Genomic DNA, 25,938 nt, shown 5'->3' with positions numbered 1-25,938 from the left:
ACGTGATCCTGCTGCGCTTCCCGCTTCGTCAATCGCGAGCGGGCCTGACTCGCGCAACCTCGCCGGTCGTCATCGAGCGCCGCCGATCACCGCGACGCCGTCCGCGGCGCTGACGCTCTGGCCGGGCGGCAATACGAAGATCGTTTACTCGCCCGCGCCGCCCGCCTCGAAACTCCCGCGGTCATAAGCTTCGCAATAAGCCTTCCAATCCGCCGCGACCTGCGCCTCACACTGCGTCGCCAGATCGATCAGCGGCAGTTGCCAATCGCGCCGACTGCCAAAAGCAATCAGATCGTCCGCGATCGCCGACTTCTGCCGCCCTCCGCTGCGCAGATGCGCCCACGCGCTCAACTCGGCCATGCTGTTGATCACCGCTGCGAGCCGCGGCAGCTTGCCGTCCCAGTCGGCAAGCGCGACGCGATCTTCCGACGGCTGCAAACTCCGCAGCACGTAGGAGCGCTGGTTGAATTCGACCGCGTGCAAAAAGGCCTGCGAAACCGCCTGATTGCGCCGCTGCACTTCGACGACACGCTGCGCTTCGGTCTGCCACTGCGGCTGCGTTGCCGTCACGTGCGCACTGACCGACGATGACAGCGCCTGCTTCAGATCGATCAGATAGTTGCCATCGGGCGAACCCTTGCCCTCGACCAGAATCACATAGCGATCGACACCGAGGCTGCCCGTGCCCGCGATGCGTCGCGCGACATCGAGCGTGCGGTAGAAATCGGGATTCGGCTCCGTCGCGGCGAACTGCTGCATGAACTGCACGACCGCCGCGCGTCTTTCATCGCTGACCGGCAGCGCTTTCTTGCCGTCGACCTTCAGCATGCGCGTCTTGCCCTTGAGCACGGTGCGCCGGTCCAGATGCGCGGCGCGCGTGCGGCTCGCGAGCGCGACGAACAGATCGCGGACCATGCCGGTCGCGGTCTCCGCTTCGATCCAGCGCGACTTGCCGTACGCGAGAGCGGCGCCATAGGCATCGAGCGCGGTGTGGCATAGCGCGAGCGCTTCAGCGCGGCTCAGCTTCAGGTCGGCCGCGCCGACCAGCACGCTCGTCAACAGACGCACGAGCTCGTACGGAGCCGGGGCGAGACAGGCTTCGTCGAAGTCGTTGTTGTCGAAGTAGACGAGGCGATTGTCGCCCTTGTAGCTGCCGAAATTTTCGAAGTGCATGTCGCCGCAGATCCACACGTGCGGCGCGTCGTCGAGCACGTTCGTGCGCGGCAGACGCTGATAGAAAAGATGACAGGTGCCGCGCAGAAACACGAACGGCGAGCCGCGCATGGCTTTGTATTTCATCGCGAGCCGCTCGGGGTCGCGCCCGGCGTTGAAACTGGCGATGATCTTTGCGATGTCGGACATAGCGGGTTCCGTGAATGAGCAAGCTCGACGTGAGCTCCATGCCTGCTGCCGTGACCTCGGCGCGTGCCGCGAATTCAATGCGAGCCAACCCGGGTGCAGCTTCTCTGTGTCGCAACCAGAAAGAACTCAGCCGGACGTTTGTCAAATTTTTGTAAGACCGTATCGCTTGAGCCAGCAGTGTAATACGATGCGCAAACCGATTCCCGCTCAAGGTGTACTTCCATGCTCATGCGGTGTTTCGAATTCGATGACGCGGATAACTAACTAATATTCAGGAAGGGAACGTGCTGCAATGTACTTTTGAACTGAACGACAAGCCCCTGACCAATTTCAAGATTGGCGCACTCTCGGTTCCCGCGTTTTCGGGAATGGGTGAATACGTGAACAAGCGATCCCTCCCGGCAGGTATTACATCTTTGACCGGCAGTCCGGGGGACGACTCGGCGCGATCAGGGACTGGCTCGGCAACCACTTGCGCGGCAACGGAATCAACGAATGGTATGCGCTGTATGCGCTCGACGGAAAGATCGATGACATCACCATCTGCGACGGAATCCAGCGCGGTGCGTTCCGGTTGCATCCCAAAGGGATTGGCATTAGCCAAGGCTGTATTGCCATCGAGTCCCTGAGCGATTGGCATCATATCCGGGCGATCTTTGGCAGCACACCGCGCAACCCGGTCCAAGGAACGTTGCTGTCCGCTTATGGTGTGTTGACGGTTCAATGAAAAAAACTGCCCTCGTTCTATCAGGAATACTGGCGCTAATGGCTTTCGCGGGCGCCAGCGCCATGTGGTGGACATGGTTCGGAGAGTCGATTCTCGACATCGCGAATCCGGTGTGGCAGTTCCGGCTTGACGCTTACGGCGCCGATACGGTCGACGAACGGCTCGACCTTGCCTTCGGGCTGTCGTTGCTTGTCGCCGCGGTGGCCGTCAGTGGACTCCTTGCCTACGGGTATCGACAGTGGGTACGCTCGACAGGCTCGAACTTCGACTTCTATGCATCGTTGCTGGCGTTCGATGCGACCGCGCTGCTGTTGCTGGCGAATGCGTTCTGGTGGTTCGAATACATGTCCAGCGTCATCAACGCGTCGCATCCGTTGTGGACATGGCTTAAATCAACCTACGGTGCCGATCGTGCTTATCGTCTGCTGGACTGGGCTTTTCCAGCGACCTCCATCGCGATACTCGCCTTCGTGATGAGCGGGACCTGCTATGCGATAGCAAGCCATCGGCGCTCGCTCGTCTGATCAGGTGTTCATCGCGACGAGAACCTTCATCGCATCATCCAGCCCCACTCATCCCTCCCCGCCAAACCTGCGCCGATACGCCCCCGGACTCGTCAACGCGATCCGGCGAAAATGCCGCCGCAACGACTCCTCCGACCCGAACCCCGCCAGCTCGGCGACGCGTGCCATGGGCAACGGCGTCGCCGCTTCGAGCAACTCACGGGCAAGTGCGACACGCTCCCTGACGAGCCATTCATAAGGCGCCATGCCGGTCGCGTCGCGGAACTGCCGTTGCAGCGTGCGCGGGCTCATTGCCGCGCGCCCGGCCAGCGAGTGCAGCGTATGCGGCTCGGCGGCATGGCTGCGCACCCAGTCCATCAGCTTCGCGATACGTCCGCTTTCGTCGTGCGGCATCGGGCGCGGCACGAACTGCGCCTGGCCACCTTCGCGATGCGGCGGCACCACGAGCCGTTGCGCGACCCGATTCGCGACCGCGCTGCCATGATCGCGTCGCACCAGATGCAGCAGCATGTCCAGCCCGGCCGCCGATCCCGCCGACGTGATCACCTGCCCTTCATCGACATACAGCGCGTCAGGCTGCACGCGCAGTTGCGGGTAGCGCTGCTGCAACTTGTCCGCGTAGCGCCAATGGGTCGTCACGGTCTTGCCGTCGAGCACGCCGGCCGCCGCGAGCACGAACACGCCCGAGCAGATCGAGCACAGCCGCGCGCCGCGCTCGTAGGCCGCGCGAAGCCTGCGCAGCAGCGCGGCCGGCGGCACTTCGTCGGCATCGCGCCAACCCGGAATCACGATCGTGTCGGCGCTCGCCAGCAGCCGCAGCGTGTACGGCGCGGCCAGCGTGATGCCGCCCGCCGCGCGGATCGGACCGGGCTCGCCCGCGCAGACCGCGAAGCGATACCACGGCACGCCGAGCTCGGGACGCTCGAGTGCGAACAGTTCGGTCACGCAGCCGAATTCGAAGGTGCAGAGCCGGTCATAGGCCAGAGCGACGACGAGATGATTGTGCATGGCGCGATGTTACCGAAGTTTGACGATCACGCCACTTACCGGGTGACAAGCCGCTCGTCATAATCGACCCGGCTACCAGACACCCGATCAACTTCTCGTTCCTTGCCATGACTCACGACAACCTCACCACCGCCGCGAACGCCGTCACCGCGATCCCCGCCGCCGACAGCGCCGACGCGATCGCGCACTTCCACGCGTCGCTGCGCTTCGAAACCGATTGCGCCGACGTCCACGCCGCGCTCGCGAGCGGCGCGCCCGGCTTCGTGCTGCTCGACGTGCGCAGTCCCGCGCTGTTCGCGCAGGGCCACGTACCAGGCGCGCTGAATTTGCCGCACGGCAAGATCGTCGCGTCGAAGCTCGCGGCTTATGCGCCGGACACGCTGTTCGTCACCTACTGCGCGGGCCCGCACTGCAACGGCGCGGCGCGCGGCGCACTGCGGCTCGCCCAGCTCGGGCGGCCCGTCAAGCTGATGACAGGCGGTGTCACCGGCTGGCTCGACGAGGGTTTCGCACTGAGCCGTCAGGACGCCGATCCGTCGTCCGATCCGCGCTCCGCCGCATAGCGCGGTCCGCACTTCGGCACGCCGTCCAGCGCGGTATCCGCCCTCTGCCGCGAGCCCGTTTTGGCCCCTGTTAGCCAGGCGCAAATTAGTTAAACAAAATTGGAAAAGTGCCGATAAGATGTCAAGCCGCATTCCTCGCGCGGCGGACCCAACATGCATAGTTCTTACAACCTGTGGCTCGTGGCGATTTCGTTCGCGGTCGCGACGCTCGCGTCGTACACCGCGCTCGATCTGACGGGCCGCATCTTCCTGCTCGCCTCGGCGCGCCGGCGGCAGGCATGGCGGCTCGGCGGCGCGCTCGCGCTCGGCGTCGGCATCTGGTCGATGCACTTCGTCGCGATGCTCGCGTTCTCGCTGCCGATCCCGCTCGGCTATGACCTCGGGTTGACCGCCTATTCGCTGGCCCTCGCGATCGGCGCTTCCTATCTGGCGCTCTTCCTGACGACCCAGCAGCGCCTGACGCCGGCCCGGCTGCTGGCGGGCGGCGCGGTGATGGGAATCGGTATCGCCGGCATGCACTACACCGGGATGGCGGCGCTGCGCATGGCGCCCGCGATCCACTACCAGCCTGTGTGGTTCGCGGCCTCGGTCGCGATCGCGATCGGTGCATCGAGCGCCGCGCTGTGGATGGCGCGCGCGCTCAGCAACGAACACGAGCGTCATATCGCGCGCAAGCGGCTGGCCGCGGCGCTGGTGATGGGCGTCGCGATCAGTGGCATGCACTACACGGCCATGGCAGCCGCGGATTTCGCGCCCGGTGCGATTTGCGGCGCGGCCAGCGACATGGACGCGCAATGGCTGGCCACCGCGGTGATCCTGCTCACGTTCGCGGTGCTGATCGTCACGCTGATGCTGTCGCGCTTCGACGTGCGCACCACTTTTTTGCTCGGCGCGGTGTCGAAGCTGAACGGCCAGATCGTGCGGCTCGCGACGCTCGACGCACTGACGGGCCTGCCGAACCGCGCGACGCTGACCGAGCGGATCGAACGCGCGATTAGCGGCGCGCGCCGACAGCGCACGTCGTTCGCGGTGCTGTTCATGGATCTCGACGGCTTCAAGACGATCAACGATTCGCTCGGTCACTCGGCCGGCGACGCGGTGCTGTCCGCCTTCGCGCAACGCCTGCAGCAATGCGTGCGTTCGAGCGACACCGTCGCGCGGCTCGGCGGCGACGAGTTCGTCGTGCTCGCGGAACATCTCACGAGCGGCGACGACGCCGCCGCGCTCGCCGACGGCGTGCTCGAGCGGATGCGCCAAGGCACGTGGAGCGACGAACAACCGCTGCAGGTAATGCCGAGCATCGGCATCGCGCTCTATCCGCGCGATGGCGACAGCGTCGAGACGCTGCTCCAGCACGCGGACGCCGCAATGTACGAAGCGAAGCGCGCCGGCCGCGGCACCTACCGCTTCTTCGAGCGCAGCATGAACGAGGCCGCCACGCGCACGCTGCAGATCCAGCAAGTGCTGCACGACGCGTTCGCGAATGAGCGTTTTTCGCTGGTGTTCCAACCCAAGTTTCAGCGCGGCGGCGACGCGCTCGCGGGCGCCGAGGCGCTGATCCGCCTTCACGATCCAGAGCTGGGCACACTGACGCCGGCCGAATTCATCCCGGTCGCCGAGCGCTCCGGGCAGATCGTGCAGATTGGTTACTGGGTCGTGCGCGAAACCTGCCGGCGCATTCGCGGCTGGATCGAACAGGGCCTGCCGGCGATGAAGGTGGCGATCAATCTGTCGCCGCGTCAATTGCTGCAGCCGGACCTCGTCGAGACAATCCTCGAGATCGTCAGGACCGAGGGCGTCGCGTGCGAGCAGATCATGTTCGAGATCACCGAGAGCGTCGCGATGCAGGACGCCGCGCGCACTGTCGACGTGATCCGCGCGTTTCAGGCGAGCGGCTTCGACATCTCGATCGACGACTTCGGCACCGGCTATTCGAGCCTCGCGTATCTGCAGCGCTTTCAGGTGAAGCAGCTGAAGATCGACCGCTTCTTCACCCACGGTCTCGACGCGAACGGCGCGGCGGGCAGCGCGATCGTGTCGGCGATCATCGCGCTCGCGCACTCGCTCGAAATGGACGTGGTCGCCGAGGGCGTCGAGACCCAATCGCAACTCGACAAGCTGCGCTCGATGATGTGCGACGAAATGCAGGGCTATCTGCTCGGCAAGCCGGTCAGCGCCGAAGACTTCGGCGCCATGCTCCGCAGCAGAATGATCGCCGCGAGCGGAGTGTCTATCTAAGCGGCGTCTCTCCCAACGCCGCGAGCCGTTCGGTCAACGCCTCGCTTGCGCGCGTCATCGGCAATCGCAATTCGTTGCGCACCCACCCCACCGCCGCGAGCAGCGCCTTCACCGGCGCGGGATTCGGTTCCGCGAAAGCGAGCTGGATCTGCGGCACGAGCGCGTGAAAAATGCGCCGTCCTTCGTCGAGCCGGCCCTCCGTCAACGCCTGGTACAGCGCGACGAAACGCTCGGGCCGCCAATGCGCGGACGCCGCGATCGCCCCACTGCCACCCGCGCACAGCGTCGAGAAGACCTCGATGTCGTTGCCGGCGAGCACCTGCAGACGGCCGTCGCGAATCAGCGCGAGCGTCGTGTCGAGCGAACCGGCGCAATCCTTGATCGCCTGGATTCGCGGATGCGCGGCGAGCGTGAGCAGCGTGTCGAGTTCCAGCCGCACCCCGGTGCGCTGCGGTATGTCGTAAAGCACGACCGGATGCGCGCTCGCGTCGGCTAGCGCGCTGAAGTGCGCGACGATGCCGTCCTGTGCGGGCCGCGTGTAATACGGCGCGGCGATCAGCACGCCGGCAATCGGCAACGGATTCAGCTGCTCGATCCGTGCGCGCATGCTCGCGGTGTGATTGCCCGAGACGCCGACCAGCACCGGCAGCGGGCGCCGCTGCGCGTCGGTGGCGTTCGCGGCGTTGGCGAGGGCCTGCGCGGCGTCGAGAATCGTCGCGAGCACGGCGTCCTGTTCGGCGGCGTCGAGCGTGGCGGGCTCGCCGGTCGTGCCGAGCGCGACGAGCCCGGCCACGCCGGCGTCGGCATAGCGGCTCACCAGCGCGCGCAACGCGGCGTGATCGACGGCGTCGTCGGCGAACGGCGTGATCAGCGGAATCCAGATACCCGAGAAATCAGACATGTTTTCTACCTCGATGACGACCGTATCGAATCCGGGTCAGCGGTGCAAGGGAGAACACAGGAGAAGGCCGCAGGCGGGCGGTCGACCGGTCGTTCCGTCGCACATCTGACGACGGAACTGCGCGCTCCGGTCAGATGAGCGGCTGTTTTTTGGCTTTGGCGCCGACGTTACGCGAAACACCGTTCGCGCGTGCGACCGCTGCGCTCGCCAGAGCGGCGCGGGCGAAGGTCGACGAACGGAGCGGGAACATAGGGCCGGAGTGCATGCACCGCAGTGTAACCGCGAAACCCGCGCCGCGGGGCGTTCGGCGCCTCACGAAGCAACTCGCGCGGGAAAACGCTTGACATCTACGCGCCGGAAACTAATATACGCACCGCGTACATCAACGCATTTTGCTGTCTTACTCCCGCCGACCCTACACTTGCGATAGGTGCCCTCATGAGCGTTCCGCAACAAGCCTTCCTACGCGACGCGATGCGTCGTCTCAACATGACGCGCGATACGTTCGCTAACCGCATCGGCGTGTCGCGCCGGGCGCTGGATACATGGCTGCTGCCGGACGACTCGCAGGAATCGCGGGCGATGCCGGAAATCGTCGAGCGTTTCGTGTCGGAGATCGTCGCGAACACGGAGCCGGGCGAAGGATATACGCAAAGCGTAGACTCGCAATCGCTTGCAAGCCAGATGCTGTTCGAGGGCAAGCCGCAGTTGCTGTCGGTCGATCAGTTTTCGCGCGACTCGGTCGAGGCGCTCTTTCGCGTCGCCGACATCATGCAGCCGATCGCCCGGCGCCGCAAAATCTCGCGCGTGCTCGAAGGCGCGGTGCTCGGCAATCTGTTCTTCGAGGCGAGCACGCGCACCCGCGTGAGCTTCGGCGCGGCGTTCTGCCGGCTCGGCGGCTCGGTGTGCGACACGACCGGCTTCACGTTTTCGTCGATGGCCAAGGGCGAATCGATCTACGACACGAGCCGCGTGATGAGCGGCTATGTCGACGCGCTGGTGATCCGCCACCCGGAGCAAGGCTCGGTGGCCGAATTCGCGCGCGCGACCAACGTGCCGGTGATCAACGGGGGAGACGGTCCCGGCGAGCATCCGAGCCAGGCGCTGCTCGATCTGTACACGATCCAGCGTGAGTTCTCGCGCCTGGGCAAGATCGTCGACGGCGCGCATATCGCTCTGGTCGGCGATCTCAAGTACGGACGTACCGTGCATTCGCTCGTGAAGCTGCTGGCGCTCTATCGCGGCATCAAGTTCACGCTGATTTCGCCGCCGATGCTCGAAATGCCGGGCTATATCATCGAGCAGATTTCGCGCAACGGTCACGTGATCGAACAGACGCACGACCTGCGCACCGGTCTGCGCGGCGCCGACGTCGTATATGCGACGCGCATCCAGAAGGAGCGCTTCACCGACGAATCGTTCGAAGGCTACACGCCCGACTTTCAGATCAACCAGGCGCTCGTCGATAGCATGTGCGGCGCCGACACGCTGATCATGCACCCGCTGCCGCGCGACAGCCGCCCCGGCGCGAACGATCTGAGCACCGACCTCAATCACGATTCGCGGCTCGCGATTTTCCGGCAGACCGACAACGGCATTCCGGTGCGGATGGCGATTTTCGCGGTACTGCTCGGCGTCGACAAACAGGTCCAGCATTCGATGCGCGATGCCACGTGGCGCCCGCCCGTCTACCTCGGCCCGGACGACGCAGTGTTTCACGGCATCGATTGACGCGGACAGCGGTGTCCGCCCCTCAGGCCGCGGCGCGCGCGTCACGCATTTCGCGCGCCGCCTGCCTGAATGTGCCGGCAAAGAACAGCACCTGATATTTGACCGCGTTCGACCAGTACTTCCATGTATGGCCGCCGGGCCGTTCGGCATAATCGTGCGGTACGCCGAGTTCGACGAGCCGCTCATGCAGCAGACGGTTCGATTGCACGAGCGAGTCGTTCACGCCGCAATCGATCGTCAGCGCGATATGGTCGCGGCCGAAGTCCTCCGCGTTAGCGACGATCGCCTGGCTATCCCAGAAGTCCGCATGTTGGGACGGGTCGCCGAACACCCGCTCGATGCCGGGCTCGTCCTCGCTGCTGCGCGGGTCCACCGCGCCGCTGATGCTGCCGGCCGCGCCGAACGCGTCGGGCATGTCGAGCGCAATGCGTAGCGCGCCGAATCCGCCCATGCTCAAGCCCGTGATCGCGCGCGCCTGTCTCGTCGCGATCGTGCGGAAATGGCCGTCGATATAGCCCACCACTTCGGTGCCCACGTAGGTTTCATAGCGGCTGCGCGGATCGACGGGACTATCGATGTACCAGCTATCGCGGCCACCGTCCGGCATCACGAGGATCATCTGATAGCGATCGGCGAGCTTGCCGATATGCGAATTCGCGGTCCAGTCCGTGTAATCGCCGCCTGAGCCGTGCAACACATAGACGACCGGAAAGCGCGCGGCCTGGTTGCCGCGCGCGTACTGATCGGGCAGCACGACGGTCGCGTCGAACGTACGATGCATCGCCGCGCTCGGGATCGTGACGACGCGCGACTGGAACGCCCACGCGGGCGATGCGATCAGTATCAAGATGAGCCAGAACGTACGAACTGGATTCATGGTGGGTCGCCCTTCCGCTTGTTTCCGCTAGCTTCCGGCTGCTTACCTTTATCAGGCATCCGGAATAAAACCGTCCCGGCATGCCTCGGCCTACGTCCGTCGACGACTCTAGCAATGGCGACTTACAACCATATTTCAGTGAAACATACGATCCAGTCAGGCTTCAGCTGCTTCGGCCGCTTGCGTTGCGGCCTCTACGCCCGCTTCTTCGACGTGCACGGCAAATCCAATCTGCCCCGGCGCCAGATCGTCCCGCAATGTGAGCGCTGGAATCTCATACGCACCTCCATTCTGCGGCCGGAACGCGATCGGCGTGGTTGTCCACAGCGTGTCGAGCCGTCGCCCGAGCGCCTCGCTGACTTCAGCATACTTCGCGTCGTCGACGCGGCTCGTGCGGTAGACGACGAACGGCGGCAAAACGTCGAAGCCAGGGTAGTACAGCACGCCGTGCTGGATCGGGAACAGCACGTCGTCGATCGGACCGTTGATGCCGCGCGCGCTGTAGTGCGACTCCCAGCCGCCCGTCGTGACGACCAGCATCGCGCGCTTGCCCGCGAAACGGCCCTCGCCGTAGCGCTCGCCCCAGCGCGCATCGGAATGCTCGCCGACGCCATACGCGAGTCCGTACGCATAGACGCGCTCCACCCAGCCCTTCATGATCGCCGGCATCGAGAACCACCAGAGGGGAAACTGCAGGATCACCGCATCGGCCCACTTCAGCTTGTCCTGCTCGCGCGCGATGTCCTCGCTCTGCAAGCCGTTTTCGAACGCATGCTTCGATTCGAGCGACGCGAAGAAGCGCTCGGCGCTATGACGCTCGCTGGTGTCGTGTGCATCGAGCGACGCTTTCCAGTTCATCGCGTACAGATCGGACACCTGCACCGTATGGCCGGCGCGTTCCAGATGGCGGACAGCGAAGTCCTTCAGCGAACCGTTCAACGATTTCGGTTCGGGATGCGCATAGATGATAAGAACGTTCATGATGGGACCTTGGTGGCTGAAAACAGTCACGATAGGCATCGCCGCGGTATATTGGAAATGAATTCCCAATATGTCAGGTATTGCCGTGGTTAATCTCAGAAGACTCGACCTGAACCTGCTCGTCACGCTCGATGTGCTGCTCGAGGAGCACAACGTGACCCGCGCCGCCGAACGGCTGAACTTCTCGCAGCCGTCGGTCAGCGTGCATCTGGCAAAACTGCGCGACGTATTCGGCGATCCGCTGTTACTGCCGGGACCGCGTGGCATGCGGCCCACCGCGAAAGCGCAAGAACTGCGCGAGCCATTGCGCGAAGCGCTCGACGCACTACAGCGCGCCGTTGCGCCAACCAGCCCGTTCGATCCGGCCGCGGCGACACAAACCTGGCGCATCGCCGCAACGGACTACGCGGAGTCGACGATCATCCTGCCGATGCTCGCGGGCTTGCGCGCGGTTGCGCCCGGCACGCGCCTGGCGATCGTCGAGGCGGTGCCGCCGCGGCTCGCTCGGCAGGCCGAACAGGGCGATATCGATCTCGGCTTTCATACGAGCGAAGGCGCGCCCGAAGGCTTGCGCCGTCGCGTTCTGTTTGCCGAGCGCTACGTGCTGGTCGGCCGCGCGGGTCATCCGAAGCTCAAGCGCCGGCCCACCCTCGCGCAGTTCTGCAAGCTCGAACACGTGATCGTGTCGCCCGATGGCGGCGGCTTTTTCGGCGTCACCGACGAGACGCTCGCAAAGGCGGGGCTGGCGCGCAAGGTCGTGCTGTCGGTGCCGCACTTTCTGTTCATGCAGTCGGTGCTCGCGAGCACGGATCTCGTGGGGATGCTGCCCGCGCGTCTCGTGCGCGGCTCGGACACATTGCGGATGGTCGAGCCGCCGGTCGAGGTGCCGGGCTACGCGATGGCGATGCTATGGCACGAGCGCGTGCATCGCGATCCCGCGCATCAATGGTTGCGGGACTTTATTGCGGCGTCGGTGTGATCAGCCCTTTTCAGCGCCGATCGCATCCAGTTGATCGAGCACCTCGTCGCTGAGCTTCAACTGCGCCGACTGCAGGTTTTCGCGCAGATGGGCCACCGAAGACGTGCCAGGAATCAGCAGAATGTTAGGCGCCCGATGCAACAGCCAGGCGAGCGCGACCTGCATCGGTGTGGCCTCGAGCGTGCGCGCAAGCTCCGACAGCTCCGACGATTGAATCGGCGTGAAGCCGCCCAGCGGAAAAAACGGCACGTAGGCAATGCCCTGCTCCGCGAGCGCATCGATCAACGCATCGTCGTCGCGATGCACGAGGTTATAGTGGTTCTGCACGCACACGACCTTCGTGATGCGCTGCGCTTCGGCAATCTGCGCGGCCGTCACGTTGCTCAGGCCGACATGACGCACGAGCCCGCGCTGCTGCAGCTCGGCGAGCGCCGTGACCTGCTTTTCGATCGAGCCCTCGCTCGGCGCGTGCACGTTGCCCATCACGCGCAGGTTGACCACGTCGAGTGCGTCGAGCCCGAGGTTGCGCAGATTGTCGTGCACCGCGCGCTCGAGATCGGCGGGCTCCTGCGCCGGCAGCCAGCCACCGGCGCTGTCGCGCACCGCGCCGACCTTCGTGACGATCGTCAGATCGCGCGGATACGGGTGCAGCGCCTCGCGGATCACCTGATTGGTCACGTGCGGCCCGTAAAAATCGCTGGTATCGATGTGGTCGACGCCCGACGCGACCGCCTCGCGCAGCACCGCGAGCGCCGCGGCGCGGTCTTTCGGCGGCCCGAACACGCCGGGGCCGGCCAGCTGCATCGCGCCATAGCCCATGCGCCGCACTGCGCGGCCGGCGAGCACGAAAGTGTCGATGGAGCTGAAGTTCGGCATCACGATCTCCTTGTGAAGTGATGAGCGGCAGTATCGCCGGAATTGCGTTGTTCAATAAACCGGTCTAACGTGTACGGGTTGTTCAAAATTCTGCACAATCAATCGTCATGGAACTGAATGATCTGGCCGCCTTCGTTTCGGTCTCCCGCGCCGGCGGCTTTCGCGACGCGGCGCGTGTGAGCGGTGTGTCGGCGTCGAGTCTGAGCGTCGCGGTGCGGCGCCTGGAAACGAAACTCGGGCTGCGCCTGTTGAACCGCACCACGCGCAGTGTCGCGCCGACCGAGGCCGGGCTGCGTCTGATCGAGAAGCTGACGCCGCTGTTCGGCGAAATGGAAGCGGCGCTCGACGTGCTGAACGGCTTTCGCGACAAGCCGACCGGCACGCTGAAGCTCAACGTGCCGTCGAGCGTCGCGCGCATCGTGCTGCCCGACGTGCTCGCGCGCTTTCTGAAGCAGTACCCGGATATTCGCGTCGAAGTGGTGGTCGAGGATGGTTTCGTCGATGTGCTGTCGATCGGTTGCGATGCGGGTATTCGCTACGACGAACGCCTCGAACAGGACATGATCGCCGTGCCGATCGGCGCACGCGTGCAGCGCTTCGCGACCGCCGCGTCGCCCGCGTATCTCGACGCGCACGGCCGTCCGGAGCATCCCAGCGAACTGCTCGCGCATGCCTGCCTGCGCGGCCAGTTCGCGAGCGGCGCGATGCCGACCTGGTACTTCGAGCGCGATGGCGAACTGCTGCAATTGAATCCGACCGGACCGCTGCTGGTGCGGCCGGGCGCCGCGATCGACCTCGCGGTCAGCGGCGCAGTCGCGGGTCTCGGCGTCATTCACCTGTTCGAAGACATGCTGCGCCCGCAGCTTGACAGCGGCGCGCTCGAAGCGATTCTCGAACCGTGGTGGCAGCGGTTTTCAGGGCCTTTTCTGTACTATCCCGGCCATCGCCATGTGCCCGCGCCGCTGCGCGCGTTCGTCGATTTCCTGAAGGCCGACTCAACACGCAGTTGACTCGATCACACGACGGTGATCGTGCCGTATCAGCACCGTGGCGCGCAGAGTTGCGCGATCGTGGTCAGAAACAGATCCGCGCCGATCGGCTTCAGCAAACATGCGCTGCAGTACTGCGCATCGCTGTCCGGGGGCGGCACGGCGGTGTGGACCAGAATCGGCACGTCGACCGATAGCGGCATCGATTTCAAACGGCGGCACAACTCCGCGCCGTCCATGATCGGCATCATCCAGTCCGTAACAATCAGGTCGGGAACGTGAGCGACGACACAAGCGAGCGCTTCGGCGCCGTTGCTCGCGCAACTCACCTCATACCCTTCGCTTTCCAGTATCAGCCGCCATGCGGCTAGAATTTCCGGTTCGTCGTCCACCAGCAATATCGAATACATCATGGTTTGCTGACGAAACTTGCTTCTTTGTCTGAGCAGAGTCTCGCAAGAGGTGTTCCACAGGCGGCAATTGCGCGGATAATGACGCGGGTTGCCGGCGCGCATCGGATGCCTGGCCGATTGCCGGCGAGAACAGGCCTGCGGTGCCCGCGCCAAATCGAGGCGTTCGGAGCCGTTCGCGTGTTTGTATGTTGTAGAAAACTCCACTCCGGTATCCATCATGACCGACCGACGCGTGAGCCCGCTGCGCAATTTGGCCAACTTCATCCGTGCGGAACGCGGCCGTCTGACGCGGCAATGGATGCACGCCGTCGCCAACGACGTCGATCTCGTCGAAGCGGACAAGCTCACCTATCAACAGCTGGCCGACCATCTGCCGGAAATCCTCGACCAGTTGTGCGGGGCGCTCGATGCCGAAGATCTCGAACGCGCCGAACCATCGATCGAGCGCGACGCGAAGAAACACGGCAATGTCCGTTGGCAGCAGGGCTACCGGATCGAAGAGCTGGTGCGCGAACTGGACCTCTTTGAGCAGGTGCTCGTCGAAGCGCTCGAAGAATTCGTCGAACGCGACCGGACGTGCACGCGCCGTCACGAGAGCCGCGCGCGGCGTCTGATCGCCGAAGCGTTCAGCGTGGTCACGTATGCGTCGATCAAGGAAGTGGTCGGCGAGCGCGATCGCAAGATCGATGAATACACAAGCCGGCTCGAACGCGCGAATTTCGAATTGACGCGCAAGCAACGGCTGGTCGGCGATCTGTATGATTCGCGCATGCACATCACGCGCAGCGTCGTGCACGATCTGCGCAATTTCCTCAACGCGTTCTCGGTGGCGCTGCAACTGATCGAGCGAGCGCCGTCACAAGCCGAAGCCGCGCTGACACTCGCGAACCGTCAGGCCGCCGACATGAAGCAGCTGGTCGACCAGATGGTGGAGTACTCGGTCGTGCTCGGCGACTCGGCGACACTCGTGCTCGAAGACGTCGATTTGCGTGAACTCTTCGACGAACTCGTCGCATCCACGCAGCCGTCGATCGACGCGAAGGGACTGGCGTTGCACAGCGCGTTCGATCCGGCGCTGCCGGTTGTCACGTCGAACCGGCTGAAGCTGAAGCAGATCGCGGTCAATCTATTGAACAATGCGATCAAGTACACGAAGACGGGGCAAGTCGAATTCCGGTTCGCGATGCATGGCGCCGAACACTGGACGATTCGCGTGTCAGACACCGGTGTCGGCATTGCGCCCGCCGACGCGGAGCGCGTGTTCGACGAGTTCGAGCGCGCGGCCGGCGAGGAAACCCCCGGCACGGGGCTCGGGCTCGCGATCGTCCGCGAGCTATGCCGAGTGCTCGATGGGCAGATCGAGTTTGCGTCGCGCGAGGGCGTGGGGACCACGTTCGAGATCCGGTTTCCGCTGCACGTTCAATAACCCGACCCATCGCATGATCCATCTGCATACTGCGCGGTTCCCCGAGCAGATCGAGGCTGTACGTGTTCAATCCGATCTCCGGCGCGATTTTTCTGGAATGCGATCTGACGCGGCCGCATTCAACGTAATTGCGATGCAGGCCTGACCCGACCTGCGGGCAGGCACTCGCTCATCGCGCCGTTCTTTTCGCTCAATCCACGCACGACCACCTCGGACGATTTGCCGTCACGCCGCGCGAGTTCGGCCAGATCGAGCATCGCGGCGTAGCGCGCGGAACAGTCTCTAGTCGCGCTGGTAGTGGGAATCAAGCGAGGGTCATCGTTGGGGTTGCTGGCGTCGATGACTGCGCGGATCTCCAGCAAGGTCACCACGACGATCGTCGCGAGTGCGGCCGTTTTGCGGAGCGCGCGCCACGCGGACCGTTCCGCTCGCGAATGGCGCGCCGCCTCCTCCACAGGTGCTGATCGCGAATCTGCCATTTCGCACATCGCGTCGCACCGCGCGGCGCGATTTGAGCGCCACGATTCGACGCAGGTTCTGATTCGCATCGCCGCGCCCATCGTCAGACCCAATGCGCCGGCACCCACACGCGTCCGACCCAATGGCCCGGCACCCAGACGGCAGCCCGCGGCGCGACATACACGGGACGCGGCGCCACGTAGACGGCGGGCGGCGGCACGTACACCACCGGAGGCGGCGGAACATAGGCCGGCGGCGGCGTCACCACGACGGGCTTCGGTGGCACGTACACGACCGGCGGCGGAATGACCACCGGCGGCGGCGGAGGCGGCGGCGCGACCACCACCGGCTTCGGCGCGACGACCACGGTCGTACCGGTCGTCGTCGTGGTCCCGCCCGCGACCACCACTCCGTCTGTGACCACCGTACCGCTCGACGTCACCGTGTGGCCCTGCGTGCCGGTCACGCTCGTCGAGGTCGTCACGACGCCGGGCGCGACCCGCGTCGCGGTGCCCGAGTGATAGACGCTGTTGTTGTCCGGACCCGTCACCGTGCCCGAGCGCGCGCAGGTCGAACCCGCGCAACTGGTCGACGCCGAATGATTGACCGTATTACCGTTCGACCCGGTGATCGAGCCCGACGACGAATACTGGCCGGGCGCGGTGCGCGTCACGTCGCCGGACGTCGTCGCCGTTTTGCCGTCGGGGCCTGTCATCGTGCCGGTATGCGAGCAGGTACCGCCCGCGCAACTGGTGTCGCCCGAGTGCTGCACGGTGTTGCCGTAGCGGCCCGTCGCGGTACCCGAGTTCGAGAACTGGCCGGGCGCCGTGCGCGTGACCGTGCCTGTGTTGCTCGCGAAGCCGCCATAGGGGCCAGCCACGCTGCCCGCATGCGAACAGCTACCGCCGCCGCAGGAGCCGTAGTGCGCGCCGTTATAGACGCCGCGCGACGTGTACGCGGTGCCATGACCCGACCAGGCGAACGCCGATGCGCTGCCGAGCGCTAACACGGCGGCGGCCGCACCCAACACCGCCTTGCGCAGCGCGCCTCGAGCCATGCTGGCGCAGACCTTGTCGGAACCTGCGAATGAACGAATTTTCACGATATGTCCTTGCTGGATTCGGGCCACTTGCGTCACTGCCGTGTGGCGACGAACGGACTATAGAAGGACACCCCATGGAAATCATCAGGGAAGATATGTCGCGCTGTTTCACCGTACGCCGGGCCGCCAGGCAAGGCTTTGCGGGCATTCGGCGGGAGCCGCGACATATCTCGACATAGTTTGCGAAACATTCTCTGCCGCTGGAACCGGCCGCGATCTCAGCCGCTCACCGGCCCACTGGCATCACCTGCACCGCGGCGGCCGACACGAACACCGCATGCAAGGTATCGCCGACCTTCACGTCGCTCAGGTCGACGTCGGGCGCCGCCCGAAACGTCTGTGTCTGATAGGCGCCGCGCAGCGTCACGAGGCGCTGTTTGTGATCGATCTTCAGTACGGTCGCGAGCACCTCGGTCTGTCGCGCCGATTCGTAACCGCCCGACGCCGGCGCATAGCTCTGCTTGTCGGCCCGCTCGCGAATCCCCTTGCCCGCGCCGCTGACCTTTTCCGCCTTCGTGAGCAGCGCATTCTTGTAGAGCACGTCGACGCGATCGCCGATCTTCAGTTGATCGAAGCCAGCGACCTGCTGACTCACGAGCACGATCGCGACGTTGCCGCCCGATCCCTTCAGCGTCAGCGAGCGGTTGCCCGCATCGATGCCCACGATCTCCGCCGTCATATGCACCGGCTGCGCCGCGCTGAGCACCGCCTGGGCGGCGCTCGCCATGTCGTCCTGCGCGCATGCCAGCGAGGCCGCGGCCGCCGCGATGATCAGTGCTGCAGCTTTCGTCGCTGTTTTCATCCGCGTTCTCCTCGTTAAAGGTATCAAGATGGCTCGACGGTCGGTAATGCGCGTCGCGCGAGATCGCCTCGTGCTACGCAGCATTCGTGCCCGGCGTTATGAACTCCGCGTCCACAGACAGTATGGCGCGAACGATTTGCCGATGTTGCACCGGCATGGCCGCCGTCACCCACCGAAAACGCGATCTCAGTACCGTGCTATCATCCATACCCCTAGGGGGTATAGCTATGTCACATCTGAGCACACACAAGGATGGCTTATTGAAGCGCGTTCGCCGCATCGCGGGCCAGGTTCAGGCTATCGAGCGTTCGCTGGAGTCGGACGCCGATTGCGAAAAGGTCCTGCATCTGGTGGCCGCAACCCGCGGCGCAATGAACGGCCTGCTCGACGAAATCGTCGAGGCGCACGCGCGCGAGCATGTCGCACATCCGGACCTGACGGCCAACCAGCGCAAGAAGGGAGTGGATGCATTGGTTGGAGCGATCCGCCGATATTCGAAGTAGGTTTCGTATGACTGACAATCTGATCCGCAAGCACGAGCACTCGTTTCTCGGCAGCTCGCACGACGAAAACGCACGCCGGACCCGCTCCGTCGTCGCGCTTACCGTTGTCATGATGATCGGCGAGATCGCCGCCGGTTACATGACCGGCTCGATGGCGCTGCTCGCCGATGGCTTCCACATGGCGACGCACGCCGGCGCACTCGGCATCGCGGCGCTCGCGTACGCGTTCGCGAGACGCAACTCGGCCAACCGCGCTTTCAGTTTCGGGACCGGAAAAGTGGGCGAGCTTGCCGGCTTCGCTTCGGCGTTGATTCTCGCGCTGGTGTCGCTTGGCATCGGTATCGAATCGGCGGTCCGGCTCGTTCATCCCACCGGCGTCGCGTTCGGACAGGCCGCGGTGATTGCGGCGATCGGACTGGTCGTGAACATCGTCAGCGCGTTGCTGCTATCGGGCGGCCATGCGCACCATGGGTCTCACGATCACGACCATCATCACCACCATCACGGCCACGCGCACGGGTCCGACAACAACCTGCGTTCCGCCTACGTTCACGTGCTCGCCGATGCGCTAACCTCGGTGCTGGCGATCGTGGCCCTGCTGGCCGGCCGCTATCTCGGGTGGGTCTGGCTGGACCCGCTGATGGGAATCGTCGGATCGATCGTCATCGCGCGCTGGGCATGGACGCTGATGCGCGACACGGCCGGCGTGCTGCTGGACAAAACCGATGAGCACGTTGCCGGCGAAATCCGCGAAATCCTCAATTCGCACGGCGACGCCGAGATCGCCGACCTGCACGTCTGGCAGATCGGTCCGGAAGCGCGAGCGGCGATCGTCAGCGTGCGCACGCATGGCGGCGTTACGGCCGATACGATCCGCGCGCGGCTCGCGCCGGTGCATGAGGTCATGCATCTGACCGTCGAAGCGGCGTCATAACGGTTTCGCCCGACGCAACACGGCGCAAGCAAAACAAAGGGCCGGCGTGTCTCGATGACACGCCGGCCCTTCTGCCTTTTACTATCCAGCTTGCGCGGAGACCCGCGCAGCGCGAGAACCGAACCTCGCGCTAAACCCGCTTACACGTCACACGCGCTCGATCGCGATCGCGATGCCCTGGCCGACGCCGATACACATCGTGCACAGCGCGAAGCGGCCCTGCGTGCGTTGCAGTTGATACGTCGCGGTCGTCACCAGACGCGCGCCGCTCATGCCGAGCGGGTGGCCGAGCGCGATCGCGCCGCCGTTCGGGTTCACGCGGGGATCGTCGTCGGCGACGCCGAGCGCGCGCAGCACGGCGATACCTTGCGAGGCGAACGCTTCGTTCAGCTCGATCACGTCGAACTGGTCGATCGTCATGCCCAGACGCGCGAGCAGTTTCTGCGTGGCCGGTGCCGGGCCGATACCCATCACGCGCGGCTCGACGCCTGCCGTCGCCACGCCGAGCACGCGGGCGCGCGGCGTCAGGCCGAAGCGCTTCGCAGTTTCTTCGTTGGCGAGCAGCAACGCGGCCGCGCCGTCGTTCACGCCCGACGCGTTGCCGGCCGTCACCGTGCCGTCCGGACGCACGACGCCCTTCAGCTTCGCGAGCGCTTCGAGGCTCGTTTCGCGCGGATGCTCGTCCTGCGTGACCGTGATCGGATCGCCCTTCTTCTGCGCGATCGTCACGCCGACGATTTCCTGCGCAAGCGTGCCGTCGCGTTGCGCGCGCGCGGCCTTCTGCTGGCTACGCAGCGCGAACGCGTCCTGATCGGCGCGGCTGATGTTGTAGTCGGTCGCGACGTTTTCGCCGGTTTCCGGCATCGAGTCGACGCCGTACAGCTTCTTCATCAGCGGGTTTACGAAACGCCAGCCGATTGTCGTGTCGTAGACCTCGTTCTGACGCGTGAACGCGCTGGTCGCCTTGGGCATCACGAACGGCGCACGGCTCATGCTTTCGACGCCGCCGGCGATCATCAGCGCGGCTTCGCCCGACTTGATCGCGCGCGCGGCGATGCCGACCGCATCCATGCCCGAGCCGCACAGCCGGTTGACCGTCGAGCCCGGCACGTCCTTCGGCAGGCCCGCGAGCAGCAGCGACATGCGCGCGACGTTGCGGTTGTCTTCACCGGCCTGGTTCGCGCAGCCGTAGATCACGTCGTCGATCGCGCTCCAGTCGACGTTCTTGTTACGCTCCATCAGCGCCTTGAGCGGCACTGCGCCCAGGTCGTCGGCACGCACCGACGACAGCGAACCCGCATAGCGGCCAATGGGGGTGCGAATCGCATCGCACAGGAATGCTTCGGTCATGAGATGTCTCCAGTTGAGATGCTGCGTGCGCTGCGCCGCGTCGCGGCTGGCCTTGCACCGGTGACGCCGGTTCGATGCGCCGAGGCATCGGCCGGGGGGCAATGGCCGCGCGCGGGAAGCTGCAAAACGGCAGCGGCGTGGCGGCCGATACGTCAAGGCAGCTTAGCGCAGGATCGTGAACGATGGGCTTGGGAGTGACGACCGTTATAGCTGTTGCGCCTTCCTTGCCCGCCCTTATGTTCTATATACGAACACAAGGTCATATATCGAACAAAACAGGCTCGATAATAGGCGTGGGCGTCAAAGCGTGTCAAGCACGGCCGAAGGCCGTGCCAGGCGACACCAGGGAATACGCGGAGGGGTGATCTTCAGCGAACTTCGATGCCTTCATCGGCGATGTAACCGCGGATCACGTCCGCGAAATCGCGCTCGGCGGCAAGCCCGAGCCGCTCGGCGCGCGACGTATCCCACGCACCGGGCCAGCTGCCGACGATCTTCTCGATGCGCTCGTCCGGCTGCCGCACGATGCGGCCCGCGACCTTCTCGCCCGCGACCTCGCGCAGTGCCGCGATCATTTCGTCGACGCTGACCGACAGGCCCGGCAGATTCACCGCGCGCTGCTTGCCGAGCGCGGCGCCATCGAGTTCGAGACCGGCGATCAGGCTGTCGATTGCCTTGCGCGGCGACAGCAGCCACAGCCGCGTCGAGCCGGCGACCGGACACACGGCCTCCTCGCCATTGAGCGGCTCGCGGATGATGCCGCTCGCAAACGACGAGGCCGCCGCATTTGGCCGCCCCGGCCGCACGCTGATGGTCGGCAGCCGCAGCACGCGGCCATCGACGAAACCGCGCCGCGAATAATCGTTGAGCAGCAGTTCCGCGATCGCCTTCTGCGCGCCATACGACGACTGCGGATTCAGCGCGGTGTCGTCCTGTACGACCGCGGGCAGATCGCCACCGTAAACCGCGACCGAACTGGTGAACACGACGCGCGGTTGATGCCCGCGCTGTCGGCAGACTTCGAGCAGCAGCCTCGACGCATCGAGATTGATGCGCATGCCGAGATCGAAGTCCGCCTCGGCCTGGCCGCTGACGATCGCAGCGAGATGAAAGATCGCCGAGGTTTGATCGTCGATCACGCGTTCGAGCACGCTGCGTTCCGCGATATCGCCGACTTCGGTGCGCACGCGCGCATCGCCGAAATCGTGGGCGCGCACGACGTCGAGCAGCACCAGCCCGGTGATCGTTTGCGGTGCGCCGTGCGCATCCTTCAGCACGCCGCGTGCGAGCAGTTCGCGCGCGAGACGCTGGCCGAGAAAACCGGCGCCGCCGGTGATCAGTACTTTCATGGTTACGTGTCCGTCAATGGTTGTCGGAAAGAGTCAGCGCGGCGCATCGAGATAAGGCTTCAGCCATCCAAGTCCTGCCGAGGTACCCGCGCGCGGCCGGTATTCGCAGCCGATGTAGCCGTCGTAGCCGAGCGCATCGATCAGATCGAACAGGTACGGATAGTTCAGCTCACCGATGTCCGGCTCATGCCGCTCGGGTACGCCCGCAACCTGGATGTGACCAATGCCGGCCATATCGCGCTTGAGCTTCATCGCGAGATCGCCCTCGACGATCTGGCAGTGATAGCAATCGAACTGCACCTTCAGATTCGGCGCGCCGACTTCGGCGCAGATCGCTTGCGCGTCGTCCTGTCGATTGAGGAAATAGCCGGGCATGTCGCGCGTATTGATCGGTTCGATGACGACCGTGATCTGTTCGGCCTGTGCGACTCGTGCGGAATAGACGAGGTTGTTCAGATACACGTCGCGTTGCGTTTTGCGCTGCGTTTCGCCCGCTCGATCGCCGGCGATCAACCCAGCCATCACATGCAGCTTGCGATTGCCAAGCACGCGCGCGTACTCGAGTGCCGTATCGATGCTGCGGCGGAATTCATCCTCGCGCCCCGGCAGCGACGCAAGACCGCGCTCGCCGACGCTCCAGTCGCCCGGTGGCGCATTGAACAGCGCCTGAGTCAAACCGTGCGCGTCGAGCCGCGACTTCAGCTCGCCGGCGCGGAACTCGTAGGGAAACAGGAATTCGACCGCGTTGAAACCGTCGCGCGAGGCGGCGGCGAAGCGGTCGAGGAACGCGTGCTCGTTGTACATCATCGACAGATTGGCGGCGAAGCGAGGCATGGCGACAGCTCCTTTAAGACGGTGCGATACGATGCGTTGCGTTGATCAGTAATGCGCGCTGCTACCAGCGCGCGCCGAACGCGGCACGGAGTTCTTCGATCGCGGCGGCGTCGAGCGGCGCGGGCCGCGGATTCGTCATCAGCCACAGGCGCGCGGTCTCCTCGAGTTCTTCGAGCGCATACGATGCGTGCGCGACGGAGCGCTCCCACACCACCGGCCCCAGACGTTCGAGCAGCACCGCGCGCACGCGATCGGCCAGCTGTGCGATCTGCGCTGCCACTTGCGGATCGCCGGGACGTTGATAGCGAATCAGCGGTACGTGGCCCACTTTCATCACGTAGTACGGCGTGATCGGCGGCAACACGTCGGCTTCGCTCCATACGCCCGCGAGCGTCAATGCGACCAGATGCGTCGAATGGGTATGGACGATGCCGCGCGCCTCGCCGTTGCGCGCGTAGATACCGCGATGCAGCGCGAGCGTTTTCGACGGCTTGCCGCCCGACATCGCGTGACCGTTTGCGTCGACCTTCGCGATATCGGCCGGATCGAGGCGACCGAGACAGGCGTCGGTCGGTGTGATCAGCCAGCCATCGTCGAGCCGCGCGCTGATGTTGCCGGCGCTGCCGACCGTATAGCCGCGCTGATACAGACTCGCGCCGACTGCGCAGATTTCCTCGCGCACGCGCGCTTCGGCGGAGCTGTGAAGTGCCGGTGCGCCGCTCATTGCGCGGCTCCGTCGAGATGGCGCAGCGCCTTGTCGAAAAAGTCCGTGGTGCCGAAATTGCCGGATTTCAGGGCGAGTGCGAGCGGTTCCGCTTCGGTCGTTGCCGTGGCCGGCACGCCCGGATCGATCTGCGCGCCGATGCGCAGCATATGCACGTCGAGCGCCTGCACGACCGCGCCCGAGGTCTCCCCGCCCGCGACGACGAACTTGCGCACGCCTAGCTCGCGCAGGCCGCGCGCAATCGATGCCAACGTCTTCTCGACCAGATGCCCGGCCTCGTTGACGCCGAGTTCGCGCTGCACGGCCTGCACTTCGTCGGGCGATGCAGTCGCGTAGATCAGCACCGGCTCCGCGTGCACGAAGCGCTGTTGCGCAAACTCGAGCGCTTCGGCGACGACGTCCTCGCCGCGCGCCGCCGCGAGCGGATCGATGCGGAACGCGGGCCGCGTCGCGCACCAGGCGGCGACCTGCGCGTTGGTCGCCTTCGACGCACTGCCCGCGAGCACCGCCGACAAACCTTCCACGCGCGGCAATTGCGCGGCATGGGTTTGCTCGCCGAGCAGACCCGCGCGCCGGAAGTTGGCCGGCAAGCCGAGCGCGACACCGGAGCCGCCGGTGATCAGCGCGAGGTCCGCGCAGGCCGCGCCGAGCGTGTGCAGATCGGCGTCGGACACCGCATCGGCAATCGCGATGCGCACGCCGTCGGCGCGCAGCGCTTCGAATGCGGCGCGCACGGCCGCGTCGCCTTGCGCGACCTGGTCGTAACGCACGAGCCCGACCTTCGACTGCGTTTGCCGCTGTAACACGCGCACGAGGTTCGCGTCGCGCATCGGCGTCAGCGGATGATTCTCCATGCCCGACTCGTCGAGCAACGCATCGCCGACGAACAAATGGCCGCGGAAAATCGTGCGGCCGTTCTCGGGAAACGCGGGACACGCGATCGTGAACGACGCGCGCTCAGCGAACTCGGCGGACAGCGCGTTCAGCAACGCATCGGTTACCGGGCCGATGTTGCCCGCATCGGTCGAATCGAAGGTCGAGCAGTACTTGAAGAAGAATTGCCGGCAGCCTTGCGCGCGCAGCCAGGCGAGCGCGGCCAGCGATTGCGCGACCGCGTCGGCGGCGGGGATCGTGCGCGACTTCAGCGCGACGACGAGTGCGTCGGCGTCGAGCGCATCGGCGCCCGGCGCTTCGTTGGAGGTGGGCACGCCGATCGTCTGCACCGTGCGCATGCCGCCGCGCACCAGCATGTTGGCGAGATCGGTGGCGCCGGTGAAATCGTCGGCGATGCAGCCGAGCAGTGCGGGTTTCGTTTGAGCCGTCATGAGCACGCCCTCTCGTTATTGCTTCGCCGGCAATTCGATGCCGGGGAATATCTTCACGACAGCCGAGTCGTCCTCCCCGCCGTGGCCCGCCGTCGACGCCATCATGAACATCTGATGCGCGGCCGCCGACAGCGGCAGCGGAAACTTCGTGCGACGCGCGGTATCGAGCACGAGACCCAGGTCCTTCACGAAAATATCGACCGCAGACAGCGGCGTGTAATCGCCCGCGAGAATATGCGGCACGCGGTTCTCGAACATCCACGAATTGCCCGCACTGTGCGTGATCACGTCGTACAGCGCGTCAGGGTCGACGCCTTCGCGCAGGCCGAGCGCCATTGCCTCGGCGGCCACCGCGATATGCACGCCGGCCAGCAATTGGTTGATGATCTTCACCTTCGAGCCCGCGCCATGCGCGACGCCGAGCCGATACACGTTGCCGGCGATCGCGGCGAGCACGTCTTCGCATGCGGCGTAGGCGGCTGCCGGACCGGACGTCATCATCGTCATCTCGCCCGAGGCCGCGCGCGCCGCGCCGCCCGATACCGGCGCATCGAGCATCTGCAGACCGGCCGCCTCGACGCGCCTGGCGAGATCGCTTGCGAACTCCGGCGCCACCGTGGCACTCGCGATCACGACGCCGCCCGGCTTCATCGCCGCGAGCGCGCCGTGCTCACCGAACAGCACGGCCTCGGTTTGCGCAGCATTGACGACCAGCGTGATCACGACCTCGCACTGCGCGCCGAGCTCCGCGGGCGTCGCACAGCCGACACCGCCTTCAGCGACGAACGCCTGCAGCACGTCGCGCCGCAAGTCGCACGCGTGGACCTTGAAGCCCGCTCGCAACAGCGAGCGCGCGACGCCGAGCCCCATGGCCCCTAGACCGATGACACCGACATTTCTCGACATGCGTGACCTCTATGGATTGGTGCTGCGTTGGTGCGTTCGCGCGCGGAGGAATCAC

26 protein-coding genes are annotated in these 25,938 nt (G+C 65.2%); 10 read left to right on the top strand and 16 right to left on the bottom strand.

Annotated features, from left to right (window positions below; genetic code table 11):
• Positions 1-144: 144 nt before the first annotated feature.
• Positions 145-1,362, bottom strand: coding sequence for a DUF2252 domain-containing protein (locus BC1002_RS17550; protein WP_013091336.1), 1,218 nt, complete (start codon positions 1,360-1,362; stop codon positions 145-147).
• A 376-nt stretch (positions 1,363-1,738) separates the two neighbouring features.
• On the opposite strand from BC1002_RS17550, the gene BC1002_RS17545 reads away from it, so the two are divergent.
• Positions 1,739-2,089, top strand: coding sequence for a tlde1 domain-containing protein (locus tag BC1002_RS17545; RefSeq protein WP_337999507.1), 351 nt, complete (start codon positions 1,739-1,741; stop codon positions 2,087-2,089).
• A 38-nt stretch (positions 2,090-2,127) separates the two neighbouring features.
• Positions 2,128-2,613: a hypothetical protein gene (locus tag BC1002_RS17540; RefSeq protein WP_013091335.1), complete on the top strand. Its 486-nt coding sequence runs from the start codon at positions 2,128-2,130 to the stop codon at positions 2,611-2,613.
• A gap of 48 nt (positions 2,614-2,661) precedes the next feature.
• On the opposite strand, the gene ftrA is transcribed toward BC1002_RS17540, so the two are convergent.
• Positions 2,662-3,621 carry a transcriptional regulator FtrA gene (ftrA, locus tag BC1002_RS17535; RefSeq protein ID WP_013091334.1) on the bottom strand — a complete coding sequence of 320 codons (960 nt, stop codon included), beginning with the start codon at positions 3,619-3,621 and terminating at the stop codon, positions 2,662-2,664.
• A gap of 107 nt (positions 3,622-3,728) precedes the next feature.
• Between ftrA and BC1002_RS17530 the strand changes: the two genes are divergently transcribed.
• Positions 3,729-4,184, top strand: coding sequence for a rhodanese-like domain-containing protein (locus tag BC1002_RS17530; protein WP_013091333.1), 456 nt, complete (start codon positions 3,729-3,731; stop codon positions 4,182-4,184).
• A gap of 153 nt (positions 4,185-4,337) precedes the next feature.
• Complete coding sequence (locus tag BC1002_RS17525; protein WP_013091332.1) at positions 4,338-6,422, top strand: putative bifunctional diguanylate cyclase/phosphodiesterase; 2,085 nt, start codon at positions 4,338-4,340, stop codon at positions 6,420-6,422.
• Here BC1002_RS17525 and dapA read toward each other — a convergent pair.
• Positions 6,415-7,323 (bottom strand): 4-hydroxy-tetrahydrodipicolinate synthase, encoded by a 909-nt coding sequence (gene dapA / locus BC1002_RS17520; RefSeq protein ID WP_013091331.1) that lies wholly within the window; start codon positions 7,321-7,323, stop codon positions 6,415-6,417. The genes BC1002_RS17525 and dapA overlap by 8 nt on opposite strands.
• Before the next feature lie 438 nt (positions 7,324-7,761).
• Between dapA and BC1002_RS17515 the strand changes: the two genes are divergently transcribed.
• Entirely contained in the window at positions 7,762-9,054 is a 1,293-nt protein-coding gene (locus tag BC1002_RS17515; RefSeq protein ID WP_013091330.1) for an aspartate carbamoyltransferase, read from the top strand.
• A gap of 22 nt (positions 9,055-9,076) precedes the next feature.
• Here the strand turns inward: BC1002_RS17515 and BC1002_RS17510 are convergent, their stop codons facing one another.
• Complete coding sequence (locus tag BC1002_RS17510) at positions 9,077-9,931, bottom strand: alpha/beta hydrolase (protein ID WP_013091329.1); 855 nt, start codon at positions 9,929-9,931, stop codon at positions 9,077-9,079.
• A gap of 156 nt (positions 9,932-10,087) precedes the next feature.
• The gene (locus BC1002_RS17505) at positions 10,088-10,912 is read right to left on the bottom strand and encodes an NAD(P)H-dependent oxidoreductase (RefSeq protein WP_013091328.1); all 825 of its coding nucleotides are present in this window, start codon (positions 10,910-10,912) and stop codon (positions 10,088-10,090) included.
• 70 nt (positions 10,913-10,982) lie between these two features.
• On the opposite strand from BC1002_RS17505, the gene BC1002_RS17500 reads away from it, so the two are divergent.
• Positions 10,983-11,891: a LysR family transcriptional regulator gene (locus BC1002_RS17500; RefSeq protein ID WP_013091327.1), complete on the top strand. Its 909-nt coding sequence runs from the start codon at positions 10,983-10,985 to the stop codon at positions 11,889-11,891.
• On the opposite strand, the gene BC1002_RS17495 is transcribed toward BC1002_RS17500, so the two are convergent.
• Positions 11,892-12,767 (bottom strand): aldo/keto reductase family oxidoreductase, encoded by an 876-nt coding sequence (locus tag BC1002_RS17495; protein WP_013091326.1) that lies wholly within the window; start codon positions 12,765-12,767, stop codon positions 11,892-11,894.
• Positions 12,768-12,874: 107 nt separating this feature from the next.
• On the opposite strand from BC1002_RS17495, the gene BC1002_RS17490 reads away from it, so the two are divergent.
• Entirely contained in the window at positions 12,875-13,777 is a 903-nt protein-coding gene (locus BC1002_RS17490) for a LysR family transcriptional regulator (RefSeq protein ID WP_013091325.1), read from the top strand.
• A 29-nt stretch (positions 13,778-13,806) separates the two neighbouring features.
• On the opposite strand, the gene BC1002_RS17485 is transcribed toward BC1002_RS17490, so the two are convergent.
• Complete coding sequence (locus BC1002_RS17485) at positions 13,807-14,388, bottom strand: response regulator (protein ID WP_238537984.1); 582 nt, start codon at positions 14,386-14,388, stop codon at positions 13,807-13,809.
• Here BC1002_RS17485 and BC1002_RS17480 point away from each other — a divergent pair.
• Positions 14,387-15,595: a sensor histidine kinase gene (locus BC1002_RS17480; RefSeq protein WP_013091323.1), complete on the top strand. Its 1,209-nt coding sequence runs from the start codon at positions 14,387-14,389 to the stop codon at positions 15,593-15,595. The two genes, BC1002_RS17485 and BC1002_RS17480, sit on opposite strands and share 2 nt — an antisense overlap.
• A 119-nt stretch (positions 15,596-15,714) precedes the next feature.
• On the opposite strand, the gene BC1002_RS17475 is transcribed toward BC1002_RS17480, so the two are convergent.
• The 3 genes from BC1002_RS17475 to BC1002_RS17465 form a co-directional block, all read right to left on the bottom strand.
• Positions 15,715-16,167: a hypothetical protein gene (locus tag BC1002_RS17475; protein WP_238537983.1), complete on the bottom strand. Its 453-nt coding sequence runs from the start codon at positions 16,165-16,167 to the stop codon at positions 15,715-15,717.
• Complete coding sequence (locus tag BC1002_RS17470) at positions 16,158-17,111, bottom strand: hypothetical protein (RefSeq protein ID WP_013091322.1); 954 nt, start codon at positions 17,109-17,111, stop codon at positions 16,158-16,160. The genes BC1002_RS17475 and BC1002_RS17470 overlap by 10 nt, the downstream gene beginning before the upstream one ends.
• Before the next feature lie 271 nt (positions 17,112-17,382).
• Positions 17,383-17,958, bottom strand: a complete 576-nt coding sequence (locus BC1002_RS17465) for a hypothetical protein (protein WP_013091321.1) — start codon at positions 17,956-17,958, stop codon at positions 17,383-17,385.
• Between the two features lie 227 nt (positions 17,959-18,185).
• On the opposite strand from BC1002_RS17465, the gene BC1002_RS17460 reads away from it, so the two are divergent.
• On the top strand, positions 18,186-18,461 hold the full coding sequence (locus BC1002_RS17460) for a metal/formaldehyde-sensitive transcriptional repressor (RefSeq protein WP_013091320.1): 276 nt from the start codon (positions 18,186-18,188) through the stop codon (positions 18,459-18,461).
• A 7-nt stretch (positions 18,462-18,468) separates the two neighbouring features.
• Complete coding sequence (dmeF, locus tag BC1002_RS17455; protein ID WP_013091319.1) at positions 18,469-19,395, top strand: CDF family Co(II)/Ni(II) efflux transporter DmeF; 927 nt, start codon at positions 18,469-18,471, stop codon at positions 19,393-19,395.
• A gap of 147 nt (positions 19,396-19,542) precedes the next feature.
• On the opposite strand, the gene pcaF is transcribed toward dmeF, so the two are convergent.
• From pcaF to ltnD, 6 genes are all read right to left on the bottom strand, one after another.
• The gene (pcaF, locus tag BC1002_RS17450; RefSeq protein ID WP_013091318.1) at positions 19,543-20,745 is read right to left on the bottom strand and encodes a 3-oxoadipyl-CoA thiolase; all 1,203 of its coding nucleotides are present in this window, start codon (positions 20,743-20,745) and stop codon (positions 19,543-19,545) included.
• Between the two features lie 368 nt (positions 20,746-21,113).
• The gene (gene denD / locus BC1002_RS17445; protein ID WP_013091317.1) at positions 21,114-22,094 is read right to left on the bottom strand and encodes a D-erythronate dehydrogenase; all 981 of its coding nucleotides are present in this window, start codon (positions 22,092-22,094) and stop codon (positions 21,114-21,116) included.
• 33 nt (positions 22,095-22,127) lie between these two features.
• Complete coding sequence (gene otnI, locus BC1002_RS17440; protein ID WP_013091316.1) at positions 22,128-22,928, bottom strand: 2-oxo-tetronate isomerase; 801 nt, start codon at positions 22,926-22,928, stop codon at positions 22,128-22,130.
• Between the two features lie 61 nt (positions 22,929-22,989).
• A complete protein-coding gene (gene otnC / locus BC1002_RS17435; RefSeq protein WP_013091315.1) occupies positions 22,990-23,652 on the bottom strand; it encodes a 3-oxo-tetronate 4-phosphate decarboxylase in 663 nt (220 codons plus the stop codon).
• A complete protein-coding gene (gene otnK, locus BC1002_RS17430; RefSeq protein ID WP_013091314.1) occupies positions 23,649-24,977 on the bottom strand; it encodes a 3-oxo-tetronate kinase in 1,329 nt (442 codons plus the stop codon). Before otnK ends, otnC begins: the two co-directional genes overlap by 4 nt.
• A gap of 15 nt (positions 24,978-24,992) precedes the next feature.
• Positions 24,993-25,883 carry an L-threonate dehydrogenase gene (gene ltnD / locus BC1002_RS17425; protein ID WP_013091313.1) on the bottom strand — a complete coding sequence of 297 codons (891 nt, stop codon included), beginning with the start codon at positions 25,881-25,883 and terminating at the stop codon, positions 24,993-24,995.
• Positions 25,884-25,938 lie beyond the last annotated feature (55 nt).

It is taken from the genome of Paraburkholderia atlantica (genome assembly GCF_000092885.1).
Lineage (GTDB): Bacteria > Pseudomonadota > Gammaproteobacteria > Burkholderiales > Burkholderiaceae > Paraburkholderia > Paraburkholderia atlantica.
Note: the sequence above shows the minus strand (reverse complement) of the source record. Positions and strands in the feature narration are given on the sequence as shown.